The 23,586-nt window shown below is 41.7% G+C and carries 24 protein-coding genes; 4 read left to right on the top strand and 20 right to left on the bottom strand.

Going from position 1 to position 23,586, the window contains the following annotated elements; translation table 11 throughout:
* Nucleotides 1-10: 10 nt before the first annotated feature.
* Together RsY01_RS05365 and RsY01_RS05360 are read right to left on the bottom strand one after the other, a co-directional pair.
* Nucleotides 11-1,288, bottom strand: coding sequence for a gluconate:proton symporter (locus RsY01_RS05365; RefSeq protein ID WP_094784524.1), 1,278 nt, complete (start codon nucleotides 1,286-1,288; stop codon nucleotides 11-13).
* 76 nt (nucleotides 1,289-1,364) lie between these two features.
* Entirely contained in the window at nucleotides 1,365-2,093 is a 729-nt protein-coding gene (locus tag RsY01_RS05360; RefSeq protein ID WP_094784523.1) for a sugar phosphate isomerase/epimerase family protein, read from the bottom strand.
* A gap of 324 nt (nucleotides 2,094-2,417) precedes the next feature.
* On the opposite strand from RsY01_RS05360, the gene RsY01_RS05355 reads away from it, so the two are divergent.
* Nucleotides 2,418-3,431: a lactonase family protein gene (locus tag RsY01_RS05355; RefSeq protein WP_094784522.1), complete on the top strand. Its 1,014-nt coding sequence runs from the start codon at nucleotides 2,418-2,420 to the stop codon at nucleotides 3,429-3,431.
* Between the two features lie 22 nt (nucleotides 3,432-3,453).
* Here RsY01_RS05355 and RsY01_RS05350 read toward each other — a convergent pair whose 3' ends face one another.
* The 8 genes from RsY01_RS05350 to RsY01_RS05315 form a co-directional block, all read right to left on the bottom strand.
* Nucleotides 3,454-4,065 (bottom strand): class I SAM-dependent methyltransferase, encoded by a 612-nt coding sequence (locus tag RsY01_RS05350; RefSeq protein ID WP_094784521.1) that lies wholly within the window; start codon nucleotides 4,063-4,065, stop codon nucleotides 3,454-3,456.
* A gap of 71 nt (nucleotides 4,066-4,136) precedes the next feature.
* Nucleotides 4,137-5,093, bottom strand: a complete 957-nt coding sequence (locus RsY01_RS05345) for a metal ABC transporter substrate-binding protein (protein WP_094784520.1) — start codon at nucleotides 5,091-5,093, stop codon at nucleotides 4,137-4,139.
* Between the two features lie 126 nt (nucleotides 5,094-5,219).
* The gene (locus RsY01_RS05340; RefSeq protein ID WP_094784519.1) at nucleotides 5,220-6,416 is read right to left on the bottom strand and encodes a bifunctional folylpolyglutamate synthase/dihydrofolate synthase; all 1,197 of its coding nucleotides are present in this window, start codon (nucleotides 6,414-6,416) and stop codon (nucleotides 5,220-5,222) included.
* Complete coding sequence (gene budA, locus RsY01_RS05335; RefSeq protein WP_094784518.1) at nucleotides 6,409-7,119, bottom strand: acetolactate decarboxylase; 711 nt, start codon at nucleotides 7,117-7,119, stop codon at nucleotides 6,409-6,411. Before budA ends, RsY01_RS05340 begins: the two co-directional genes overlap by 8 nt.
* Before the next feature lie 75 nt (nucleotides 7,120-7,194).
* On the bottom strand, nucleotides 7,195-8,853 hold the full coding sequence (alsS, locus tag RsY01_RS05330; protein WP_094784517.1) for an acetolactate synthase AlsS: 1,659 nt from the start codon (nucleotides 8,851-8,853) through the stop codon (nucleotides 7,195-7,197).
* Nucleotides 8,854-8,928: 75 nt separating this feature from the next.
* Complete coding sequence (locus tag RsY01_RS05325) at nucleotides 8,929-10,173, bottom strand: tetratricopeptide repeat protein (RefSeq protein WP_094784516.1); 1,245 nt, start codon at nucleotides 10,171-10,173, stop codon at nucleotides 8,929-8,931.
* Nucleotides 10,174-10,179: 6 nt separating this feature from the next.
* Nucleotides 10,180-10,881: a GntR family transcriptional regulator gene (locus RsY01_RS05320; RefSeq protein WP_094784515.1), complete on the bottom strand. Its 702-nt coding sequence runs from the start codon at nucleotides 10,879-10,881 to the stop codon at nucleotides 10,180-10,182.
* Nucleotides 10,878-11,456 carry an FUSC family protein gene (locus tag RsY01_RS05315; protein WP_094784514.1) on the bottom strand — a complete coding sequence of 193 codons (579 nt, stop codon included), beginning with the start codon at nucleotides 11,454-11,456 and terminating at the stop codon, nucleotides 10,878-10,880. The genes RsY01_RS05320 and RsY01_RS05315 overlap by 4 nt, the downstream gene beginning before the upstream one ends.
* Before the next feature lie 204 nt (nucleotides 11,457-11,660).
* On the opposite strand from RsY01_RS05315, the gene rpsT reads away from it, so the two are divergent.
* The 3 genes from rpsT to RsY01_RS10890 all read left to right on the top strand — a co-directional run bounded on the left by rpsT (nucleotide 11,661) and on the right by RsY01_RS10890 (nucleotide 12,627).
* The gene (gene rpsT / locus RsY01_RS05310) at nucleotides 11,661-11,915 is read left to right on the top strand and encodes a 30S ribosomal protein S20 (protein ID WP_094784513.1); all 255 of its coding nucleotides are present in this window, start codon (nucleotides 11,661-11,663) and stop codon (nucleotides 11,913-11,915) included.
* An 89-nt stretch (nucleotides 11,916-12,004) separates the two neighbouring features.
* The gene (locus RsY01_RS05305; protein ID WP_094784512.1) at nucleotides 12,005-12,490 is read left to right on the top strand and encodes a YkgJ family cysteine cluster protein; all 486 of its coding nucleotides are present in this window, start codon (nucleotides 12,005-12,007) and stop codon (nucleotides 12,488-12,490) included.
* Complete coding sequence (locus RsY01_RS10890) at nucleotides 12,487-12,627, top strand: hypothetical protein (protein ID WP_157905782.1); 141 nt, start codon at nucleotides 12,487-12,489, stop codon at nucleotides 12,625-12,627. Before RsY01_RS05305 ends, RsY01_RS10890 begins: the two co-directional genes overlap by 4 nt.
* Here the strand turns inward: RsY01_RS10890 and recD2 are convergent.
* The 10 genes from recD2 to aroC all read right to left on the bottom strand — a co-directional run bounded on the left by recD2 (nucleotide 12,620) and on the right by aroC (nucleotide 23,514).
* Nucleotides 12,620-15,004, bottom strand: coding sequence for an SF1B family DNA helicase RecD2 (gene recD2, locus RsY01_RS05300; protein ID WP_094784511.1), 2,385 nt, complete (start codon nucleotides 15,002-15,004; stop codon nucleotides 12,620-12,622). The genes RsY01_RS10890 and recD2 overlap by 8 nt on opposite strands.
* Nucleotides 14,994-15,611 (bottom strand): histidine phosphatase family protein, encoded by a 618-nt coding sequence (locus RsY01_RS05295; RefSeq protein ID WP_094784510.1) that lies wholly within the window; start codon nucleotides 15,609-15,611, stop codon nucleotides 14,994-14,996. The genes recD2 and RsY01_RS05295 overlap by 11 nt, the downstream gene beginning before the upstream one ends.
* Complete coding sequence (locus RsY01_RS05290; RefSeq protein WP_094784509.1) at nucleotides 15,608-16,126, bottom strand: tRNA (cytidine(34)-2'-O)-methyltransferase; 519 nt, start codon at nucleotides 16,124-16,126, stop codon at nucleotides 15,608-15,610. The genes RsY01_RS05295 and RsY01_RS05290 overlap by 4 nt, the downstream gene beginning before the upstream one ends.
* Before the next feature lie 277 nt (nucleotides 16,127-16,403).
* Complete coding sequence (locus RsY01_RS05285) at nucleotides 16,404-17,810, bottom strand: hypothetical protein (RefSeq protein WP_094784508.1); 1,407 nt, start codon at nucleotides 17,808-17,810, stop codon at nucleotides 16,404-16,406.
* A gap of 42 nt (nucleotides 17,811-17,852) precedes the next feature.
* Nucleotides 17,853-18,782, bottom strand: coding sequence for a DUF6574 domain-containing protein (locus tag RsY01_RS05280; protein ID WP_094784507.1), 930 nt, complete (start codon nucleotides 18,780-18,782; stop codon nucleotides 17,853-17,855).
* Nucleotides 18,783-18,999: 217 nt separating this feature from the next.
* A complete protein-coding gene (aroA, locus tag RsY01_RS05275) occupies nucleotides 19,000-20,280 on the bottom strand; it encodes a 3-phosphoshikimate 1-carboxyvinyltransferase (protein ID WP_094784506.1) in 1,281 nt (426 codons plus the stop codon).
* A gap of 21 nt (nucleotides 20,281-20,301) precedes the next feature.
* Nucleotides 20,302-21,405: a prephenate dehydrogenase gene (locus tag RsY01_RS05270; RefSeq protein WP_094784505.1), complete on the bottom strand. Its 1,104-nt coding sequence runs from the start codon at nucleotides 21,403-21,405 to the stop codon at nucleotides 20,302-20,304.
* Nucleotides 21,406-21,903 (bottom strand): hypothetical protein, encoded by a 498-nt coding sequence (locus RsY01_RS05265; protein WP_094784504.1) that lies wholly within the window; start codon nucleotides 21,901-21,903, stop codon nucleotides 21,406-21,408.
* 45 nt (nucleotides 21,904-21,948) lie between these two features.
* Nucleotides 21,949-22,311 carry a GNAT family N-acetyltransferase gene (locus RsY01_RS05260; RefSeq protein WP_202971654.1) on the bottom strand — a complete coding sequence of 121 codons (363 nt, stop codon included), beginning with the start codon at nucleotides 22,309-22,311 and terminating at the stop codon, nucleotides 21,949-21,951.
* A 36-nt stretch (nucleotides 22,312-22,347) separates the two neighbouring features.
* Nucleotides 22,348-23,514: a chorismate synthase gene (gene aroC, locus RsY01_RS05255; RefSeq protein ID WP_094784502.1), complete on the bottom strand. Its 1,167-nt coding sequence runs from the start codon at nucleotides 23,512-23,514 to the stop codon at nucleotides 22,348-22,350.
* Nucleotides 23,515-23,586: the final 72 nt, after the last annotated feature.

Raw genomic sequence — 23,586 nt, 5'->3', positions numbered from 1 at the left:
CCTCCATTTTTTATAAGAAATAATAGGCAACAAATAAATTAATGACCGTTGCAAACCAAGCCCAAGGCACACCTGTTGTTAAGAAGGATTTGGTATCCACTTTGGCATAGTTACAACTCCATAAATTCCATGATTGTGTAATACAGCTTGAAACCCCCATCATTGATGGGACAACTAATAGACCATATAAGAAATATTGATCGAACTTCCCTGTACCAATTAGCAAAGCACCAACTGCGGCACCTGCACCATAAAGCATCAATGGGCCACGGAAATAACAAAGTGGCGCTAGAATACAAACCGCAATGACTAACACCAGTTTTGAATCTGGCACAATATTAGCGAATACCGTATCAAAACTACTCATCGCATGAAGTGCTGCAGATTGAAACATAGTCAAACAGAATAACATCACCAAGAGTCCGGCAATATCACTGATGGCTGTTTTGGCTGTTTCGTTCATAATCGCAACAAATCCTGTATACGATTTCATCTTTCCTGTCAGTAGAAATGCTAGCAGGATTGACAGTAACAGTGCTGGGATGGAATCCCATTTAGCAAAGACCGACAAAACAACTGGTAGTATTGGCAATAAATAAGTATAGACTGGGACTTGTTTATCTTGTTCAGTCGTGCTAGCCATTTCTTCAAGTACTTCGGGCTGGCCATTTTTTATTTTACGTGCATTGAATAAAATAAACAGGATTACGACGACTGCTTGGACGCCCATGGCAATAAAACCAAATTTCTGGTAATGTGGTCCCCACTCAACTTCAGGAAAGAAAACCTGAAATTGAACAAAGAGGACATTGTTGATATACATGGCGGCCCCGATAGACAGTGTGAAAATGACTGTCGCAATATTTCTAGGCACTCCAATACTAAACATGATGGGAAATAAAATCACACCAACTGCGATGGCTGAACCGACACCATAGGCACTCGTGAAGATTAACATCGTCACGATGGCAATCAAGATGGTCGCAAGCACTGGGGACTTTTTCCCAACTTTTTCCGTCTGTTTGGAAATCGCACCGGCAATGCCTGTATCCACCAAGACGCGCCCAAACCATGAGCCAAAAATAATGTAGGCGGCTGTTTTCCCGTAATTCAACACAGGTTCTGTAAAAATCTCTTTAATGGCTTGATTTAAAGGTACCAAGCCAATGATTGTCCATAAAACTGCCATGGTAAAGAACCCGACTGTTAGATTGCCACCTTTCATCGCAAATATAACAAATCCAATAAATGATAGCGCTAATAAAACGCCGATGATAATTGTACCCATTTTCTCTTCTCCTCTACATGCTCCGTATGCGCATTTTTAAAGCGACATAGCCTGACAATAACGATTGTTTTACTGTTTAGACTAACGTTAATTGTCTAGCTATTTCATCAAATGAACACGGAAATTCCAGACCTAAAGGCACATCTTTGGGTAATTTGTCTAAGAAAAGTCGCCAATCTTGATCCGTCTCATCAAGTTTACTCACGTTGGCTGAGCCATTTTCATATTTGATGCCCTTGATATGAACATAACGGGTAAACGGTGCCAAAAGCTCTATGGCTGTGTCAACATTGACACCTATGACGGCAAAATTTCCTGTGTCAAATACAAAACCAATCGGAACATTATTTTCCTTCGCGGCTTTGACAAATAGGAGATTATTTCTGATACCGCCATTTAATTCTGACCAATCATTTTCAACATTGATCGCTAATGCCCCTGCTTTCTCCAAGATAGGGGCTAAATCTTGCTGCAAGTCCCCCCTATAGTTTTCAAAATCTCCAACAACTAGTTTTAAGTGCTTGGCGCCAAGGTAATTGGCCTCTTCGATAATTTCAGTCAACTCTGGATTGATTTGTCCATTGACAAATATACCAACTGGGGCGCTATAATACAGCGTTAGTGGTACCTCTTGACTTTTTTTCAAAATATCCGCCAACTCTTTTTTGACATCCAAGAAGTATTCACGACGCACTTCAATCGCATCAAAGCCAGCGTTTAAAACATCTTCAAACACTTCTGATTGCCTGATGCCCTCTTGATTGGTCGCAATTTGTGCATTAAAAACAAATGATGTATAAGCCATTTTGACTCTCCTTTCTGCGTTTAGTAAACCGGTTTAGTAAACTAACCTCATAGTAACATAAGTTTTTTTTTTTTGCAAGCGCTTCCTTTTATTTTTTTTACTTTTTTTTACTTTCCCCCTTATTTTCATCATAAAATAGTTGATAAACTCAGGAGTTTATCGAAAATTTCCTAAAATATAAAAATTTTTGGACTAGAAAAACAAAAACCGCTTATCGGTTCTTGCTCTTTCTACAAAAGGTTCGTCAGCGCCTTTATCCTCATTTCAGGCTTATTTTGAAAGTTATGCTATAATAAATATATCGATTTGAAAGGGATTACATTTATGACAGAAACACTATATTTTGGCACTTATACGAAAAAAACGTCTGAGGGCATTTACAAAGCGACCTTGGACACGACGACCGGCTTACTTAGCGACCGGCAGCTAGTGGCGAAAGAGCCCAACCCGACTTACCTCACATTTGACCAAGCTGGGCATCTTTACAGCGTCGGTGCTGAGAACGGCGAGGGCGGCATTGCGGCTTTTGACAATGGCGGCAAACTGATTAACCACGTTGTTGACGCTGGCGCGCCACTTTGTTATGTCGCAGTAGATGAAGCCCGTGATTTGGTATATGGTGCGAACTACCATAAAGGGGAAGTCTTAGTTTATAAACGTGCTACCGACGGCAGTCTCAGCCTTGCTGATAAAGACATACACACAGGCTCTGGTCCTCACGAAAATCAGACTAGCCCACATGTCCATTTCGCTGATTTGACACCGGATAAATATCTCGTGACTTGTGATTTAGGCACTGACGAAGTCGTGACGTATGATGTGTCAGACCAAGGTCAATTAACCAAACTCAACACTTATAAATCTGCACCGGGTGCGGGTCCTCGTCATATCACCTTCCATCCGACACAAAAAATCGCTTACCTCATCAACGAATTAAACAGCACCATTGAAGTCTTGATTTATGACGGCGTTGGCGAGTTCAGTTTGTTACAAACGATTTCGACTTTGCCAGAAGATTGGACTGATTTTAACGGCACTGCAGCTATCCGCATCTCATCAGATGGCAACTTCCTTTATGGCTCAAATCGCGGGCATGATTCGATTGCAGTTTTCAAAATTCTTGCTGACGGTACTTTAGAATTGATTCAACTTGCAGCAACGCATGGTAAAATGCCACGTGATTTCAACCTATCCGCTGATGACAAAATTGTCATCGCAGCTCATCAAGACTCTGATAATGTCACAACCTTCTTCCGTGATAGCGTATCTGGTCACTTAACCGAGATTCAACACGACTTCATCGTACCAGAAGCTGTCTGTGTTGATGTGAAAGGTTAATAAAAAAGCCTGCTTGAATAGCTCAGGCTTTTTTATAGGCTTCAAAATATTGAATCTGTAAATGCTTCCTACCATTTATCAAGACAAAACCAGCGGTTTCAAGCAAATGCATTAATTCATCAAACCTATAGACCTTGACATCGCCTTCCTTTGAAAAATGATGAATATATTGATTGTAAAGACCATGAAAAATTGGCATCCGAATCTCAGCAATCACGATTTTCCCACCGGGTTTCAAGACACGCTCAGCTTCTCTCAAAAATGTCTCAGGACTTGGAAAATGATGAAATGAAGCTGAACAGATCAGCACATCAAAACTCTGATTTTCAAACGGGAATTGCATCGCAGATCCCGTCACAAAGGAAAATTCAGGGTGCTGCTTTTGCGCAAGTGCTGTCATCTGAGGTGAAATATCTAAGCCAACACCCTCAAACTGATGTTTGGTCGCAAGCATCCCGAGCAACCGACCTGTTGCCGCTCCGACATCTAAAACTCTGGCTTTATCGGGAAAGTCTAGATTTTTAAGGATATAGCGCTTAAAAAAGCCAGATAAAAAACCATCAAATGACCGCTCAAATTGTTTGGCGTGCTGATCGTAATAAGTTTCAGATAGTTTTTCGTAATTTTTAGACACGACCTGGCTCCTTATTTTATATAATCCAGTTTATAACATTTAAAACTTTTAGCATTTTTCTAAGGCTAAACTTAATCTGTGACTTGTGATGCCACATCTGTCGTTTTTTTCAAATTTTTCAAGTTTGCCATCATGACTGAAATATAATCCTCACCCGCATTTTCCTGTTCTTGGGTCAGTGATTCCAATGGATTCAGTGGTAACGTTTTTACTCCCGCTTCCTCTGCCAATGTTGTCGCTACCTTGTCAGACGCATTTTCTTCGAAATAAATATAATGCAGATCATGTTTATCCACATAGGCTTTCAATTCTTTAAGGCGAGTTGCTGACGGCTCTGTTTCAGGATTAAGCCCCGAGACTGAGACTTGATTCAAGCCATATTCATGTGCAAGATAGGCAAAAGCCGCGTGCTGTGTCACAAAATCCTTTTGCTTAGCGTTTGACAAACCTTCCTTATAGGCTTGATCCAATGCCTTTAATTTTGTCAAATAAGCCTCTGCATTTTTGGTAAAAACAGCCTTTTTCTGAGGGAATTTCTTAATCAGCTGATCCCGAATCGTTTCAACTTCTTTCATAGCAAGGCTTGGTGCTAACCAAACATGGGGGTCATAAACGTGGGCATGTCCATCTTGCTCATCTTCAGCATCTTCATCATGTTCATCTTCAGACGCACCACTTAGCAGTGTGATACCTGAGGAGGCTTTAATTACCTCTAAATGTTTCATGTCTTGGGTTGTTTTTTTTACCCAAGTTTCTAAATTCTCATTATTATAAACGAAAGCATCCGAATTTTGAATGGTGGCGACATCCTTAGCAGACGGTTCAAAATCATGTGGCTCAACGCCCGGTTTGACTAAAACCGTCACATCTGCTTCTTTGCCGACAATTTGTTCAGTAAATGCTTGCATCGGATAAAAAGTTGTCACGATTTGTAATTTATCCGATTTCTTGCTCGTATCACTGCCACATGCCAAGAGTATTCCTATAGCAGTCGCAGCCATCAAGCCCAATAATAAATATTTTTTCATTTTTTCTCAATTTCCTTTACCAGTTAAGTATGTATGCAAAAATAAACGCTAAAATTAGTTTACTGGTTAAGTATATCACGACAAAAAAATAATGTCAACTGGTAAACATTATTTTTTTGAATTTATTTAATTTGATGTCAGTAGAAAGTCACGAACCTGACTCATAAAGTAAAGAGAGCCAGTCAACAGGTAAATCTCCTGATCATGTTTAGGCGTTATCACAAACTCCCGCCAGTCTTCTAACCAAGTGACATCAGGAATAGCTGCCACATCTGCCGACACAATTGTTTTAGGATAGTCAAATGTCGTCAAAGTCAAGTCAACATTTGGAATGGTTTGGAGCAAGGCAATCATCTCATGAAAGTCTTTACGCTGTAAGGCTGAAAAAAGAATATGAACTTTTTTCGAACCATCAAATTCTGCTACTAATCGTTTAATGGCAGGTAAATTATGGGCGCCATCCAAAATAAAGCCTTTGAGTTCTTCCATTCTGGCAGGCCAAAAGGCTTGTTTAAGCCCTTTTTTAATTTTTTCAGGCGCAACTGTCAAGTTTAATTTTTCTGCCAAAACTTCAAATAGTTTGACAGCCATTGCCGCATTATCTTGCTGATATTGCCCATGCAGATTTAAATCAAAAGTCTGATCTGCTTCAGGATGATAAATCGGCGCCTTTTTCTCATGTGCGACTGCCGCAATTACCTCATAGGCTTCTGTTGGTACACCCATGCGATTGCCCACAACAACCGGCACCTCAGCCTTGATAATGCCAGATTTTTCCCTAGCAATTTGGCCAAGTGTATCGCCCAAAATATCCTGATGATCTAGCCCAATCGTCGTAATCGCCGAAACAAGTGGCACAATCACATTGGTCGAATCATACAGACCGCCTAGCCCCACTTCAATCAGGGCAATGTCGACAGCCTGATCAGCAAAGTAGTAAAAACCGATAGCCGTTAGGATTTCAAACTCTGTGATATTGGCAAGGTCAGGATTTTCATCCATCTGCAAAACCAGTGGTTTGATGACACCGACGATACGGTCTAAGTCCTCGTCAGAAATAAAGTGACCATTGATCGCAATGCGTTCGTTAAAAATTTCGATATAAGGCGAAGTAAAGGTGCCGACTGCCAAACCATGCTGCTGGAGGATGTTGGACAAAAAAGTGACCGTGGAGCCTTTGCCGTTGGTTCCTGCGACATGGACTGTCTTGATTTTATTTTGCGGATTACCTAACTGCTCCAGCAAATAGATAATCCGTGATAGACCGGGTTTAATGCCGAATTTGAGACGCGAATGAATCCAGTCAATGCTTGCATTACTCACTTTTTTCGATGTCCTCTTTCAATTCATCTAGGTTCAACTTGGCAAACAAGTATTTGCGGTCTTGCACTGGAAAGCGTTGATCTAATTGATCCACAGCACCGACTTCGACGATACCTTCTGACATGACATAGTCCATGACATGACCGCCAAAGGTATGGTCGTCCGTGATAAAATGCAGATGATAACCCGCCACACTGACACCATGGAACATCTCAGGCGTCCAAATACCGACGATAGTGCCTGTCACATTGTCGACAGTATATTCAGATTGTCTCGTCGCCACATCAGCAAAGCGCGCCCCTTCCTTGGCTTTGGGAATCATGCGAACGTGCATTTTTGAAAAAGTCCCATGAATTTTGATTGAGCGAAAGAGATTAGCGCCGTCGTAGTAAGTTTCGATACGCGTTTGCAGCTCGTCATTTGTCACTTCAAAACGTTGTTTAAAAATCACTTCTGCATGGTGGAAAACCACAGCCGCGTATGGTACTTTGACCTCAGGGCTCACTTCTGTGATGGTTTTGTCGCCACGCGCTTGGTAGGCTTTACCATCAAGGACAATCAGCTCGCCATCAATCTCATCTAGCGTGCCAATGCCTAAGTCACCTTGCTCTAGCAATTCGCCAATGGTCAAGCTCCCCTCAAAAAGCCCGCTCATCAGCGCAGACAAGGTATTATATTGAAAAAGTTTTATCGGTTCAGACATATTTCTTGTTTTCCTTTATTCATGAAAAACTTGTGAAAATCTCACAAGTTTTAATAGCTTATTTTACCATTTTTTTCAATAAAATTCATCAGGCAGTATCGTTTCACCTAATTTGACATTATCTTTATAATCAATCGGGACATCAATCACGACCGGACCTGTTGTAGTTTCGATTTCTGATAAGACTTTTGCCAAATCTTCTTTGTTGGTCACGCGCAATCCTTTTGCCCCAAAAGCTTCCGCATATTTGACAAAATCAACTGGGCCAAAGGCCACACCCGATGCCCGACCGTATTTCATGACTTCTTGGAATTCAACCATGTTATAATGCCCGTCGTTCCAGATGATATGAATCAGCGGTAACTTCAAGCGAACCGCCGTTTCAAGCTCTTGCGCTGAAAAGAGGAAGCCGCCATCGCCTGAAATCGAGTAAACTTTCTTGCCCGGGCGTAAAAGCGCTGCGGCGATGCCCCATGGGAGTGCGACACCGAGCGTCTGCATCCCATTTGAAAAGAGGAGATGACGCGGCTCATAGGATTTGAAGTTTCGTGCCATCCAGATATAGTGACTGCCAACATCGACCGTGACCGTTTCGTCATCTTTAACAGTGTCTTGTAGCACATCAATGAAATCAAGTGGATGCACAAGATTAGGGTCTGCATTACGGTCAAACTCATTTTTAGACAGCAACTCATGCAAGCCATCCAAATATTCGACACTACCTTCTGGAATCTTATAACCCCGAATGGCAGGAATGAGATTTTCCAAAGTTTGCGCAATGTCGCCAATCAACTCACGCTCAGGTTGATAGTAGGTATCAATCTCAGCCATGGCTTTGTCAATGACAATCACACGACTATCAATTTCAGCATTCCAGTTACGCGCCTCATATTCAATCGGGTCGTAGCCAATGGCGATAATCAAATCAGATTTTTTAAGGAGCATATCACCCGGTTGATTGCGGAAAAGTCCGACACGACCGAAGAAATTATGGATCAAATCACGCGAAATCACACCCGCACCTTGGAAGGTTTCAACGACTGGAATATTGACAGATTGCAACAGTTCACGAATGGCATGGGTCACACCAGCAGACGACGTCCCACTGCCTAAAAGAAAAACAGGGAGTACCGCATTTTTAATCGCCTGCGCCAGATAATTAATATCATCAATTGACGCATTCCCAAGTTTCGGCTCGTGCAAAGGCTTAATCGCCTTGACATTGACCTTGCTGTCAACAACATCTTGGGGAATGGAGATAAAACTTGCGCCTGGTTTGCCAGCTTTTGATAGGCGGTAGGCATTGGCGACAATTTCTGACAGGGTGTCTGGATCTTGGACTTCTGCCGAATATTTGGTAATCGGTTCAAAGAGCGCTGCATTATTCATAGATTGGTGGGTGCGTTTCAGGAGGTCGCCACGTTTCACTTGACCGCCAAGCGCAAGGACTGCATCTCCTTCTGCTGTTGCCGTCACCAGACCCGTTGCCAAGTTTGATGCACCAGGACCAGAAGTTGCAATCACAACACCCGGTTCACCTGTAATTCGCCCAACAGCCTGCGCCATAAAGGCTGCATTTTGCTCATGTCGTGCGACAATCAGCTCTGGTCCTTTATCTGCTAAGGTATCAAAGACCCTGTCGATTTTAGCGCCTGGAATCCCAAAAATGTATTTTACGTCGTGATTAATCAGTGAATCGACAATTAAATCTGCACCAAATTTTTCTTCTGTCATTTTAATTTATAGTCCTTCTTGAAAGTTTAACTTCACATTGGATATTGTAGCAAAAAAGGCGTTAAAACGCCATCATCAAAGCTCGCTAAATAGCGCTTGTGAATTGTCATCATCTGGGACAAGTGATAAATATTTGCCGAGACTTATCTTGGCATCATCTGTCCGACCATTTCGGATTAACATGTGGGCATAATCCAATAAAAATTCAGGATTATCAGCTAAAACACTCTGACTCATCTCGTCATAAATCACCAGTGATTGCTCATCTTGGTCAAGTTCACGATAAGCCTTGGCGATATTCCATTGTGCCAAGACATGTTCTTCGTCAAGCAGCGGTTCCAGACCAAGCACCGCTTCAAAATCTTCTTGTGCCATGTAGAGATTGCTCAAAAGAAAGACTGTCTCATCATGTAAATCAGGCAAATCAAGGGCTTGGCTCAAATATTTTTCTGACGCTTCCAAATCATGTAAGGCATAGGCAATCCGGCTAGTCAAGTGAATCAACGGCACATCAGTTGGATTTTTATTCAAGCCATCTTTGGCGACCGCAAAAGCCGCCGCAAAGTCATTCTCTTCAATCAAGGCTTGGGCATACGGATAAGCATAGCCGTCAAAGTCAGGTGCCAAGGCATCTAATTGTTTGAAGTAGTCAATGGCACGTGTGACTTCACCAGTCGCGAAATTGATTTGTGCCAGTTCAAATAAAACGTTATCATCATGATCAATTTCGAGTGATTTTTCTAGAAATTTTGTGGCGTTTTCAAACTCCCCTAAAGAGGCATAAGCTGTCCCAATCCGCTGGTAAGTTGATATTTTGGTGAGGTCTAAAATCTGACGTTGACTGAGTTTGGCGAAATGCGCAATCGCCTCCCGCCATTTGCCTTGATTATAGTAGAGTTCAGCAATGGCAAAGGTTACCAGGGGTGAGTCTGTTAAACTAGCCGCCTCTAGCAATTTTTCAAGCGCCGCTTCCCAAACGCCATCCGCCTGATAGAGATCGGCAATCATGACCAGCGCTGCCACATAGTTATCATCTGTTGCCTCTATCTTGTAAAGCAATTCGAGCGCGCCATCCAAATCACCGTCATCAAATTTCATCTCAGCGAGGTTGAGCAAGATGTCTGTATTATCAACATCTATCGCTGCAATTTTTTCATAAACCTGACGGCTTTCGTCGATAAACCCCATCATCGACAAGTATTCAGCCAAGTCCGTTAGCAAGTCAAGTCCATCACTCTCAATCGCTTTTGCTAGCTCCGTCGCCATTTCATCAAATTGACCTGCGTGGAGCAAGTCAACTACTTTTTCAGAATGCGTCATTATTTTTTATCTTTCTAAGTAAAATTCAAAGCGTTCGCCGACATATTGGGATAAAACGTACTCAAAAGGCGTTTCATCGCTGTTGGCAAAATAAGAAACCTGTGTCAAAGCTAAAATCGCTGAATTGGGTTTAATCGATAGGAAATTGGCAATTTCTTTCTTGACAATCTTAGCTGAAATAATCTGCTCACTGCGCCCGATTTTCTTACCAGCATGCGCCAAAGTATCATAAAAATGATTGGCAATATCATTTTTAGCAAAATCTTCAATCAAACGATAGGGAATACTCGCCACTTCATAGCAAATCGGCAGTTCATCAGCATAACGAATGCGTTCCATCCGAATAATCTGAGACCCTTTTTTAAGTTGCAACTTGTCACACTCGACTTCATTTGCCTTGGTTTTTTGATAACTCAAAACCTTTGAACTCGGTGTCTTGCCTAAATTTTGAATAATCTCCGTGAAACTGGTCGTCCCACGCATTTTCTCACGCACACGATCGCTGGCGACATAAGTCCCAGACCCAACGTAGCGTGTTAAAATGCCTTCTTCGACTAAGCTCGTCACAGCTTGGCGCAAGGTCATCCGTGATACCCCAAATTGCTCCGCCATCACGCGTTCACTCGGCAACCGTTGCCCGACTTCAAAAACGCCCGTCTCGATTTGATGCTTAATTTCATCATGTATTCGGATATAAATCGCTGTCACTTGGTCTGCTCCTTTTTCGTCGTCTTATTTGCTGTCTGCCGTCTTTTTAATCTATCCCGAATCACTTTTTTGATTTTCAACTTGGGGGCATCGTGAATAAAAGCACTATTGACAAGCGTCGCCACCGCCACACCAAAAAATGTGTCAAAAACCCGATTCAGCGCATAGCTCACATAGGCATTTTCAGGAATGGTCAAGGCAATAATCAGAAAAGTCGCATTCGCGCCAACCAGACCCGGATGAAGTTTAAAACCATCCATGATAACAATGTTGATCAGCACCATTAAAGGAATGAGAATAATTTGAACCGAAAAGTTTTGATGACTTAGTAGATAGAAAAAGTCGTAGACAATCGCAAGTAAGCCACCAAGAGCCGACCCGATAAATCTCGCCTTGGAGGCATGAACCGTTGCCGTATAAGAATCTCTGACTGCAATAATCGCTGATATGCCCGCAATCATCGCAGCAGACTGCCCCCGATGAAAGAGGTGTGTAAAAACTAAGATGATTAAAATCGCAACAGCGGTTTTAATTGTTCGAAGACCTAGACGAAACCGCCCAAACTGAAATGACATGTTATTCCTTTCACTGGTCAGGAGATGACTGCCAGCCTACCTGATTTTCTGGATTAATCTATACCAATTATAGCATAATAAAAATAAATTTGCTTTGTGGGCTTGTTCGTGGTATAATAGTTTGGTATTGTGTTTTACACAGTATGATTAAAATTCTGAATAAAATTGATTTGTCGATTTTATATCATAACAAGGAGAACAAACATGGCTAACATTAAATCTGCTATCAAACGTGCTGAGTTGAACCTCGTTCAAAACGAACGTAATTCTGCTCAAAAAGCTGCTTTGCGCACTTCAATCAAAAAATTTGAAGCTGCTGTAGCTGCTGGCTCTGATGATGTGCAAGCATTGTATGTCGCTGCATCTGCTGCAATCGACAAAGCTCATTCCAAAGGTTTAATCCATAAAAATAAAGCTAACCGTGATAAATCACGTTTGGCTAAAAAATTGGTGAAATAAGCTTTATTGCCCAATTTTGGATTAAGAATGAAACGGATACTCTTTCGGGGGTATCTTTTTTTGTACGGTTTTATGGTAGAATATAGCTTATGGATATTGAACACTACAGAGATTTGGCGCTTCAAAAGCAAAAAGTCCACCGACAATTTTTGACGGCGCTTAAGAAGAAAGCTCCTAAAAATCTAGATAAATTGACCAAAGAACTTCACGATGAAGTTTTTACAGAAATTGACTGCACCGAATGTGCCAACTGCTGCAAATCACTTGGTCCACTCTTTACTGAAAACGATATAGAACGCGTTGCCAAGCGCTTGCGTATGAAATTAGCCAATTTTGAATCTGAGTACCTTCAAATTGACGAAGATGGCGATAAGATTTTTCAGTGCATGCCCTGCCCCTTTTTAGGCTCTGATAACCTCTGTGATGTCTACGATGTCAGACCTAAAGCCTGTCGAGAATTCCCGCATACAGATCGCAAGAAATTTCTCCAGATTAATCATCTAACGCTTAAAAATACCTTGATTTGCCCTGCGACTTATTTGTTTGTGGAGAAATTAAGGGAACGTTTGGGATGAAAATCACAATCATCTATCAAGCAAATAATTCACAAATACATGTCGCATTTTTTGATGCTGATAGAAAACAAAAGATAAATAGAAAACTCCAGATGCTGCCATCAGTAGCATCTGGAGTTTTTCCTATTCTCATTTAAACACAGCAAAATCGTCTGCTACCAAGCCAATCATCGGGTCAATGGTCATAACATTATCTTCTGTCAACATATAAGTTTCAGGCGCCGTGACGCTTTCTGAGCCTACATCTTCTTTGACTTCTAAATTTTCAACAGTTTCACTAGCCTGCCCCTCATTTTCAATCACCCCGAAGCGTTCAACCAGATAGGTCTTGCGATTAGCGCCTTGGCGGGCAACGGCTGTCTGGAAACTCTTGCTTTCGCCCAGCAAAATCAGGGATTGCTTGGCGCGCGTAATGGCAGTGTAAAGTAGGTTGCGCTCCAGCATGCGGCTATAACTCGACACCATGGGCACGATGACACTCGGAAATTCGCTGCCTTGCGACTTGTGGATGGACATGGCATAAGCCAGCGTGATTTTGTACCACTCGCCGCGCGGATAGACGACCTCATTGCCGTCAAAACTCATGACAATTTCGTCCTGCTTGGACTCCGTGTACTTGCCAGGCACGATATCGGTAATCTCGCCAATATCGCCATTAAAGACGTCTAGCGCGGCTTCATTGACCAGATGTAGCACCTTATCGCCTTGCCGAAAAACCGTGTCCTGAAAGGCAAATTCCAGCCGGTCTTCTAGCGGATTAAAGAGATTTTGCAGGATTTGATTGACATGATTAATCCCCGCAACACCCTTATACATGGGGATCAGCACCTGTAAATCAAAGGGATCATTGCCCCGTTTCAGCCAGGCACTAGCAATTTGCCCAATGTAGTGTGGCACATTAGCCGCGTTACTTTCGATATAAGAACGGTCAGGCTTTTTAGCCATGAAATCAGGGGGGAGCTGGCCGTCCTTGATGTCGTGTGCCAGATTGGTAATCGTGGAGCCTTCGCCCTGCCTAAAAATTTTATTCAGTTTGACAGAGGCAAAATCTGGAATTTTCAATAAATCTGCAAAGACTTGCCCCGGTCCAACAGAGGGTAATTGATCCGCATCGCCAACTAAAATCACCGTCATCGCAGGCGGAATGGCAGCCAATAATTTATTAGCCAGCCAAGTGTCGACCATTGAAAATTCATCAACGATTAACAGACTACCAGATAAATCATTGCCAAAATCATCTTCTAAATCATCTGAATTCAGCCCCAACTGGCGATGAATGGTTGCGGCGGGCAAACCTGTCAGCTCATTCATCCGACGTGCTGCCCGACCAGTTGGCGCAACCTGAACAATCGGAAAGACATCGTCTGTGTAATTGTCTGGATTCAAATCAACTTTGTGCAGCGCAGCATAAGCTCGAATAATCCCTTTGATGACCGTTGTTTTCCCTGTCCCCGGTCCGCCAGTCAAAATGAAAAATTGCTGGGTCAGCGCTTTATAAATCGCCTCTTTTTGCAGGTCATCATACTGAATGTCAAGCACTGCTTCTACTTCTTGGATAATCGCATTAAACTTATCAGCGGCAACTGTCTCCCCAATCCGATTAGCTAATTTATTCAGCCTTTGATGAATACCATCTTCTGCAAAGTAAAGAGAATTCTCAAATATTTTGGTCTCGTTAGCTTGGAGTTTACCATTTGACAAAAGAAAATTAATATTTTCAACCACTTGATTCGACAAGATCTCAACATTTCGTGCTGATTCTAGCAGGTCAATCGTTTTTTCTAAAAGCTCTTTTGCTTCGATATAAGTATCGCCAAGTTCAAGCGAATTAGTCAGCACGGTATGAATCAAACCAGCCTGAATCCGCGCATCACTTGTCGCTGAAATCCCTTCTTCTTCCGCTATCTTATCTGCTTTTTTAAAGCCAATGCCTTTGATATCAAAAACAAGCTGGTAAGGATTGTCCTTGATGATTTCTAACGTGTCTTCTTTGTAAAGCTCATAGATTTGGAAATTGATTTTGCTTGGTAATTCATATTTGGCCAATTTAGACAGAATTTTTTCCATGCCATGATTTTCAGATAGCCGTTTAACAAAGGCTTTTAATTTTTCAGCTGTCAAAACACCCGACAAGCGTTCTGGTGCATCTAAAATACCGTCAATCGTATGCTCAGGAAAAATCGCGACAATTTTTTCCGCTGTTTTTTGGCCAATCCCCGGAAAATGATCACTTGATAAATATTTTATAAGACCTGCGCCAGAAGTAGGCACATTTTTCTCATAGGTCGTGACTTTTAACTGCTCGCCATATTTAGGGTGGTTGGTTAATTCGCCATAAAACTTATAGCTATCGCCCTCGACGACATCTCCGATAATGCCATTGACCACGATTTCGCCATCTGAAAAGTCAGCATTGGTATCCGTCACTTCTAGTAAGATAACCTTATAAAAATTGGACGGATTGCTGAAAAAAATCGCTGCAATTGTGCCTGTAAAATAGAGTTTATCTGCCATGTTTTTCGTTCCAATGGGTAAGGCTATAAGTTTCGCCATCATATTCGACAATGGATAGCGTATTATTAGCCAAGCCAACACCGCCCGGTCTTAATTCGCCGATTGGTGTCCCTGTTAAAAGTTTAATCGTGCTGGACAAAAACGCACCGTGGCTGACGACCAGGACATGCTCATAATTTTGCTTGCTCAGCCAATCCATAAAGCGAACAAAGCGACGGTAAACATCTGCTAAATTCTCAGCGCCGATTGGATTGCCCCAAAATTGTTCCGGGTGATGCCGAAAGGCTGCCATGTTCTCTGGATCTTTTTGGTGTGCTTCCTCAATCAACATGCCTTCAAAAACACCGAGGTTCCATTCAAATAACTCGGTTTTCCTGACAATATCACGTGGGGCATGATTATGCTCTGATAAAATCGTTGCCGTATCAATAGCGCGTTTAGCAGGACTTGAAAAGATGGCATCAAACTTAATATCAGTCAAATAGTCGCCAAGCGCTGCAATTTCAACCAGAGCCTCTGGCAACAAAGGGGAATCGCCTGTCATGCCTTGTAGTCTGCGCTCTTGATTCCACTGGGTTTTGCCATGGCGTACAAAATAAATCTTCATTTTAATTTGTCTTTCTCATAAGTATGCACGAGTTCTAAGCCTTGGTAATGTTGCTGTCTCAGACACTCATAAATCACGATGGCTGCCGCATTTGAAAGATTGAGACTTCTGACGTGCTCATCATTCATGGGAATTCTCACTGCTTTTTCTGGATGGTCACGCATGAAGGTTTCAGGTAGGCCGGTATCTTCTCTCCCTAGAAGAAAATAATGATTGGCATCATCAGTGTAAAGTCCATCTTCTGAGTAATCATGTTCAGCGAATTTTGTAATCAGGTGTAATTTAGCAGCCTCATCACCATTGAGATAAGTCATAAAAGCCGATAAATCATCGTGATAGGTGATGTCAACCTTATCCCAGTAGTCAAGTCCGGCGCGTTTGAGGTGCTTGTCCGTAATCTCAAAGCCAAAGGGGCGAATGAGATGGAGATGGGTATTTGTCGCCGCACAGGTGCGAGCGATATTGCCTGTATTAAAGTGGATACGGGGTTCAAAAAGTACAATGTGATTTGTCATAATAGTTCTCATTATAGCAGATTTTGCCCTTTTTTTCATCTCAGCTAATCAATTTCTCATGCCAAATTCTTCTGGCATTTTGGGTACAAAAAAACTAGAGTGCTCGGAGTCAGTCTCAGCAAGCACCCTAGTTGGTAGTCGAGATTTGCTTTAATCATAACAGGTTTGATTGAAACAAATTTCTATAAAGATAATCTTACCAATTTATTAAGATTTTGTCAAGCTATTTCGTTTTAAAAAACACATGGAATGTTTTAAATTTTCCGCTTAACATGGCTTATTTTTTAGGTTGATACTCGCTATAGCCATCCTTTTCAAGTTTAGTATAGACAGCATCCATATCCAGGTATTTAGACCATGATGACCCGCTGATGTCATATAAATCAGAGAGAACGACAGCATCTTTATAGATTTCCACATCTTCGTAACCAAAATAGGTATAAATCTCTTCTGTTTCTACATCGCCTTTTTTCTTCTTATCCCAAGTATCGTCTTTTACCCAAGTTGTCGTTTGAGTAATCTTATAAGTGATGACTAATGACAGTCCTGGCCCATCAGCATAATAACCATCGTCAGAAATTTTGATAAAAGATTTTTGTGGTTCAATTTTGTAAGTGACATCATAAGAACCATAGTCACCTGCAGCTTCATCCTTATAATCTTCTTTCACCAGTTCAGGTATTTTGTTATATAAGGCATCAAGTTTACTGATCTCATTCATATCTTTCAGATCTGTAACCTTAACTTTAAAAGTCTTATCAGTCACGGCTTTTCCTTCTGTCAACAATCTGTCGAGATAGCTTTTGGCGAATTCAAATTTTAATTCATCACCATTTGACAAAGTACCTGATTTATCACTTGAGACTAAATCAAATTTACTCTCATCATAATTGACACTACCATTGCCATTATAACCAGAAAATGTGACTTCCCCTTTCGTTAAAGACTCTCCTGAAACTTTCTTCGTTTTCTTAAGACCTTTAACTTCATAAGTTTTATCGATTGCTTTTAAGGGAACGCCTTTTTGTGGTTTGATTTTTAAGGTTACCTTATCACCATTTTTTAAATGTTCATCAGCATCAAAGCTAATTTCTAACTCATCGGTCCACTTCATTAATTTTTCCGCTTTTGACCGATATTTCGCATTTGTTAAATAATCAGAATCAGAAAGAGAATCCATGGCGATGAGTTTGTGTGATTCAGCTTTAGAAAAGCCAGCTTTAACCGCTAATTTTTCTGCAATCACTTCATGGATTTTATCTGAATTATAATTTGCTTTGCCATAGCCGTCATATCCCGAGAAAGTTACCTTGATGTCTTTGGTCACATCAACAGGTCTTGATTTAATCAAGCCAAAGATGCCTGCAGCTACAAGTAAAACAGCCACAACGGCAATCACTAATTTAGTAGGTACTTTTTTCTTAGCTTGGCTTTCAGTATTTTCAGATGTAAATGCTGGCTGGACAGCATTTTCTGCTTTTTGGACAGGAGCTTCAACGGTCTCATCAGCAACTGGCGCAAGCGTTTCAGGCACAGGTTCAGATACTGTCTCAGTCATTAAACCGGCAATTTTTTTAATTTCTTTTGGATCAAACTCACTTTTTTTAGCCTGTAAAAACTCTTGCGGTGTCAAGTCCCGACCCACGATTGCTTTAAACAGTTTGACGTATTTTTCTTTTTCCATTTCCTACTCCCTTAGATAAGCATTCCCTAAAATTTACAGTGTTTACAAAGTAAAGGCTGACTTAAAGATAAGTGTTATAAAAATCAATGTCAGAATAAATGTAATCACGGACATAATCACACCACTTGTAAACAGAGCCAATAATTTCGCATAAAAATCATCTAACTTTAAGTTATTTTTAGCTGTCAAAACGATATAGTAAGTCGCCATACCAACGATCGATAATGCCAGAACAAAAATAATGTAAGAGAGCATATTCAGACGAATCAAAGACAGAAGAGTAGCAAGCACAATCAAAAATGTTGCTGGCACAAATAGACTGGTATATTTATCCACGACATTTGAAAAAGTGAGGGGCGATTTTAAAATTTTCAAACCGACCCAAGTAGAGAAAACCAAAGTCAAAATAAAGAGTGCAACAGCAAATAGCAAGCCAACAAACGTCCCAAAACCAATCGGATTCGCTGGGCTAATCCCGACAAAGCTACTAAAATCGGAAAAAGTCGAACTAATCACACTTTTTTCGTAAAATGCGTGTAAGTTCAAGGTTGTTGACAATGCTGAAAAAATAACAATAATCGCTAATGTTAAATAAGCGTAAAGCGAATTAAAGCCACTTGCCTTCGTCATCGGACGTTTAACAGTCTCGAGTAGCCAAGTGAGATAACTTGAGGCAACCTGTGCTGTATTCGCAATCGTCTGATTTTCCTTTAATTTTTCAATAACTTCTTTTTCTTTTGCCTTAAAGGTCGCCGTTTTTGTTTCTTCGGGTGTTCCTGTGGTAACGTCTGCTCCAATAGGTGCAGCTGTCTCGACTGGCGTAACAGTTTCAGCTGCTGCTGTATCTTCAACGACCTCAGAACCCTCTGTTTCAGAAAACTCCCCTGCTGCAAGTGCTTGTGCGATTTCTTCTTCGCTCGGTGTCCGCGAATTAACCGCCTCAAAGTATTCTATCCAATCTGCTTTGTTCATAAAAAACCTCCATAAAAGTGTATTTGTCGTAACAAAAAATAAATAATAACAACATAAATCATTCGACTATCTTAATGATAGCCATTTTTTAAGGAAAATTCAAATTCTTTCTGAATGCCATTTTTCATTAACCTTATATGATAAAATTATAACATAAAAAGGCATCGAATGCCTTTTAAAAGTCACGATAAAATCAAAAGTAAATCTCGATTATACTTTATACCATTAAGTGAGATAAATCTTCAAAAAATGTGGGGTAAGAAGTCTGAATTGCTTCTGAACGTTCTAGTATCACTTCGCCATTTGCGACTAATAACGCCGCAACGGCTGCCGTCATCCCAATGCGGTGATCTCCGTGTGTATTAATCGTTGCACCATTCAGATGTGATTTCCCTTTGATAATCATCCCGTCTTCAGTCGGCGTAATCTCAGCACCCATGGCATTGAGCATATCCGCGACAACCTGAATGCGATCCGTTTCCTTAACCTTCAACTCTTCAGCATCTTTAATCACTGTCGTACCATTGGCTTGCGTCGCAAGCAAGGCAATAACCGGTAATTCATCAATCAAACGTGGAATAATATCGCCTGAAATTTCAGTCGGTTTCAGCTCTGACGTTTTCACTGTCAGGGTCGCCGACTTGGCAATTTCATCAACATCAGTGATGGTCAAATCGCCACCCATGGCTTGGATGACTTCGATAATCCCTGTCCGAGTTTCATTGATGCCAACATTTTTCAGCGTAATTTCACTATTTGGCACAATCAAGCCTGCCACCAAGAAAAAGGCGGCACTTGAAATATCACCTGGGACTGTCACGTCTGTCGCTGTAAAAGTTTGCCCACCTTTGACACGGATTTCTTTCCCATTGACCGAAATCTCACCACCGAATTGGACAATCATATCTTCTGTGTGATTTCGCGTGATTTCTTTCTCGGTGATGACAGACTCACCATCAGCCTGTAAAGCCGCAAAGATTAAGGCTGACTTAACCTGAGCTGAAGCAACTGGTAACGTATAATGAATCGGTTTCAAGTGATTAGAACCTGTGATTTTAAGCGGTGGTAAATCGCGGTCTGTTTGCCCAGAAATAGTAACACCCATTTGGCGCAAGGGAATGGTCACACGATCCATGGGTCTCTTTGAGAGCGAATCATCGCCGAACATTTCAGCAGTAAAATTTTGGCCTGCCAAAACACCTGAAATCAGTCGGATAGAGGTGCCTGAGTTGCCCATGTCTAACCGTTCTTGAGGGGCACGTAGCCCATCAAAGCCAACACCATGGACCATGACTTCATCGCCATTATCGGCAATGGTCACACCGAGTTCCCGGAAAACGGCCATGGTTGAGAGGACATCCTCACCACGTAAAATATCATGGATTTTGGTCACGCCTTTGGCGAGTGAGCCGAACATAATCGAGCGGTGGCTGATTGATTTATCGCCAGGTACTTTGAGCTTGCCACTAAGTCCCGCCGCATTTGTCTGCAATTTCACTGTTATCTCCTCATTCTTCTTTTACTGATAAACATCATAGCTGGCATTTTCCCGAATCAAACGTTTGGCAGTCGCTTGGTCATTTTCCGTCTTGAAAGTAATCTGTAAAACACCGTTAAGCTCAACGCGCGTCTCATTGATTTTGATATTGATAATGCTGAGATGATGCCCCGCAAAATAGCCCAAAACCTCGTAAATCACGTCCGATTTGTCCGGCACGCTGATAAAAAGGTCGTAGAAATTTTCCATCGCCCCTTTGTGAATGGGCATCTGAGCTCTAAGCTTGCGTGCCTTGTCGAAAAACTCCCAGATTTCAGTACTCTGTTTTTGTCGCACCAGCTGCTTAACCTCTGCTAGTTTCTGGCTAAATTGCTCAATCTGATAGACGATATTGTCGGGGTTGGACATTAAAATTTCTGTCCACATATCAGGCGAGCTTTCCGCAATCCTCGTCATGTCTCGAAACCCACCTGCCGCAAGATTTTCGGTAAAGGGCATGATTTCAGCAAAGTCATGGGCATTATCGACTAAACTCGCAGCCACAACATGGGGGAAATGACTGGTCACAGCCGTCATCGCATCATGCTCTGCTGCTGTGAGTTCGATAAACTTTGCCCGTGTGTTGACAAGGACTCCTTTAAGTTCTTCGAAATCTGCTGGTTGTGATAAAGCCGACGTCGTTAAAATGTAATAGGCATTTTCAAACAGCAGCTCGTCAGATGCGATAACGCCTGACTTATGCGACCCTGCCATGGGATGCCCACCGATAAATCGAACGGCTTTGCCTTTGAAAATTGCCTCAGCAGCTGTCACAATTTCAAGTTTGGTCGAACCTGAGTCTGAAATCAGGACATTTGCTTTCAAAGGTAAGGTCGCTAAAGTTTTCAAAAACTGAATAGATAACTGAACCGGAAAGTTCAAGATAATCACATCTGCTTTGACAGCGAGTGCCTCAAAATCATCGGATACTTCGTCCACAATCCGCTCTTGAATGGCAAAGTCTCGCGGTGCTTGACTGCGATTATAAGCGGCAAGATGATAATCTGGATGACCAGACTTAATCGTCCGCGCAAGCGAGCCACCGATGAGCCCCAAACCTGCAATTAAAATATTTTTTTCTGGCATCTATTTATCTCCACCATGAATTTTCGTCAATACAGTTACGAGTGCTGTTAGTTGTCGCTCAATATTCTTTTTGTAGCGTGTGACATCTGAGATAAAACTCTCCATATCCCCTATAGTATTATATGGACAATTAATTTTAATCGTTTCCGAATTGCTCATCTTAACCTCAATACCGTAGTATGTTGTTGTACTTCCAGAATCATAGCCACTACTACTAACTGTTGAATAAACTCTTTTTTCGGATAATGACATTTTTTTGATGTCACATAATGGCAGTCTAATAAGTTCAGATTTATTTTCATAGTAACACAAATAGCCGCCCTCAATGAAGACTTCTGTCCAGTTTACTATTTTAATTAAGTAAAACATATACAAACAAAATAAAACACCAACTAGAGTCCCAATTATAGGCATTAGCACTAGCAAAATACAACTGAGAATAAATATAGATGCAGCTGTCAAAAAATAATTGATAATCGGTCGTTTTAATTTTGGCACTTTAAACTCCTAGCAAGATTTCCAACTCTACGGCTATCATGATATTTAATCTAGTTTATTTGATTTCACCCAAGCAGACTCATGCTTCTCAAAGCCAATATGCGGATAATAATCTACCGCTTGTGGGGCAGCAAGTAAAACAATTTTAGCCTGTGGTGCAACTGCTTGTATCTGCTCAATCAATTTTTGACCAATACCCTGACGTTGAAAGTCTGTTCTAACCACTAAATCTGACAGATAAGTCGTATAGGAAAAATCTGTCAAAGCACGAGCGATACCGACTATTTGATTTTCAGACCAAGCACTCATGACGAGATTGCTATTTTTAAACATTTGAGTCATTCTTGCCATATCATCAACTGGCCGACGGCTAGCAAAAAAAGGAGTCTCCTTGTAAACATCAATCACATCAGATATTGGTAAATCATTCTATAAATGATCATACTAAAATCCTTTAATATAGGCGTTATGACGTGCGATATTTTCTTTGAGTTCAGCTAGGTTATCAGAGCCAAATTTTTCTAAAATTTCGGTTGCTAAAACGGTCGCAATAACGTGTTCTGCTACAACTGCAGCTGCTGGCACTGCGGTCGGATCTGAACGTTCAACTTGTGCTTGATAGGGTTCGTGATTTTCTGTATCGACTGACATCAAGGGTTTATAAAGGGTCGGGATAGGTTTCATGACACCCCGAACGACGACCAATTCACCGTTGGTCATGCCGCCTTCAAAACCACCGAGGTTATTTGATTGACGGGTATAGCCGTCTGTTTCTGACCAGACGATTTCATCCATAATCTGGCTGCCTGGTTGATAAGCTGCTTGAAAACCAACGCCAAATTCAACGCCTTTAAAAGCATTGATAGAGACAATCGCTTGGGCGATTTTGGCATCTAATTTTCTATCCCATTGGACATATGAGCCTAGACCGACAGGCAGACCACCCGCAACGACTTCAACAACACCACCGATAGTATCGCCATCTTTTTTAGTTTTGTCCACTAAATCTTTAATGTCTTGTTCACGTTCTGGATTGACGATAGCAACTTCAGATTGGCTAGCACGTTGGCGGATTTCAGCAACCGTTAGATTATCTGGGACAGCGACTTCAATGCCACCAAAAACCGTCACATGGCTGGCAACGTCAATATCAAGTTCAGCCAAGAGACGCTTTGCCACAGCACCGATTGCCACGCGCATCGTTGTTTCACGCGCACTCGAGCGTTCTAAAACATTTCGCAAATCACTAAAACGATACTTCATGCCACCAACTAAATCAGCATGACCTGGACGCGGTTTCGTCAGCTTGCGTTGCGATTTGAATTTGTCCTCGACATCATCAGCACCCATGATATTGGTCCAATTTTTGAAATCTTTGTTGGTCACATTGAGCGTGATTGGACTGCCCATAGTCAGACCGTGGCGCACGCCAGAGCTAATGTCGACTTGATCACTCTCAATCAGCATCCGACCACCGCGACCATAACCACCTTGGCGACGTTTTAACTCAAGGTTAATATCTTCAGAACTCAAAGGCAGCCCCGCAGGTACCCCCTCAATAATCGCCGTTAAACGCGGCCCGTGACTTTCTCCAGCTGTGAAATATCTCATCATCGTTCTCCAATTTTCGCAATATTACTACAATTATAACAAAAAAACGGGTTGAGCGCTAGTTCCTGAGTT

The sequence above is a fragment of the Pseudolactococcus reticulitermitis genome, assembly GCF_002260845.1.
Lineage (GTDB): Bacteria > Bacillota > Bacilli > Lactobacillales > Streptococcaceae > Pseudolactococcus > Pseudolactococcus reticulitermitis.
The sequence above is the reverse complement of the archived record's forward strand: the minus strand, read 5'-3'. Positions and strand labels throughout refer to the sequence as shown.

Excerpts from the sequence above, each read along its gene's own strand:
- RsY01_RS05290 (WP_094784509.1), bottom strand. The coding sequence starts at position 16,126 with ATGACAAATCACATTGTACTTTTTGAACCCCGTATCCACTTTAATACA.
- RsY01_RS05360 (WP_094784523.1), bottom strand. The coding sequence starts at position 2,093 with ATGGCTTATACATCATTTGTTTTTAATGCACAAATTGCGACCAATCAA.
- RsY01_RS05285 (WP_094784508.1), bottom strand. The coding sequence starts at position 17,810 with ATGGAAAAAGAAAAATACGTCAAACTGTTTAAAGCAATCGTGGGTCGG.
- rpsT (WP_094784513.1), top strand. The coding sequence starts at position 11,661 with ATGGCTAACATTAAATCTGCTATCAAACGTGCTGAGTTGAACCTCGTT.
- RsY01_RS05355 (WP_094784522.1), top strand. The coding sequence starts at position 2,418 with ATGACAGAAACACTATATTTTGGCACTTATACGAAAAAAACGTCTGAG.
- RsY01_RS05305 (WP_094784512.1), top strand. The coding sequence starts at position 12,005 with ATGGATATTGAACACTACAGAGATTTGGCGCTTCAAAAGCAAAAAGTC.
- RsY01_RS05295 (WP_094784510.1), bottom strand. The coding sequence starts at position 15,611 with ATGAAGATTTATTTTGTACGCCATGGCAAAACCCAGTGGAATCAAGAG.
- aroC (WP_094784502.1), bottom strand. The coding sequence starts at position 23,514 with ATGAGATATTTCACAGCTGGAGAAAGTCACGGGCCGCGTTTAACGGCG.
- RsY01_RS05270 (WP_094784505.1), bottom strand. The coding sequence starts at position 21,405 with ATGCCAGAAAAAAATATTTTAATTGCAGGTTTGGGGCTCATCGGTGGC.
- alsS (WP_094784517.1), bottom strand. The coding sequence starts at position 8,853 with ATGACAGAAGAAAAATTTGGTGCAGATTTAATTGTCGATTCACTGATT.
- budA (WP_094784518.1), bottom strand. The coding sequence starts at position 7,119 with ATGTCTGAACCGATAAAACTTTTTCAATATAATACCTTGTCTGCGCTG.
- recD2 (WP_094784511.1), bottom strand. The coding sequence starts at position 15,004 with ATGGCAGATAAACTCTATTTTACAGGCACAATTGCAGCGATTTTTTTC.
- RsY01_RS05315 (WP_094784514.1), bottom strand. The coding sequence starts at position 11,456 with ATGTCATTTCAGTTTGGGCGGTTTCGTCTAGGTCTTCGAACAATTAAA.
- RsY01_RS05365 (WP_094784524.1), bottom strand. The coding sequence starts at position 1,288 with ATGGGTACAATTATCATCGGCGTTTTATTAGCGCTATCATTTATTGGA.
- RsY01_RS05280 (WP_094784507.1), bottom strand. The coding sequence starts at position 18,782 with ATGAACAAAGCAGATTGGATAGAATACTTTGAGGCGGTTAATTCGCGG.
- RsY01_RS05345 (WP_094784520.1), bottom strand. The coding sequence starts at position 5,093 with ATGAAAAAATATTTATTATTGGGCTTGATGGCTGCGACTGCTATAGGA.
- RsY01_RS05325 (WP_094784516.1), bottom strand. The coding sequence starts at position 10,173 with ATGACGCATTCTGAAAAAGTAGTTGACTTGCTCCACGCAGGTCAATTT.
- RsY01_RS10890 (WP_157905782.1), top strand. The coding sequence starts at position 12,487 with ATGAAAATCACAATCATCTATCAAGCAAATAATTCACAAATACATGTC.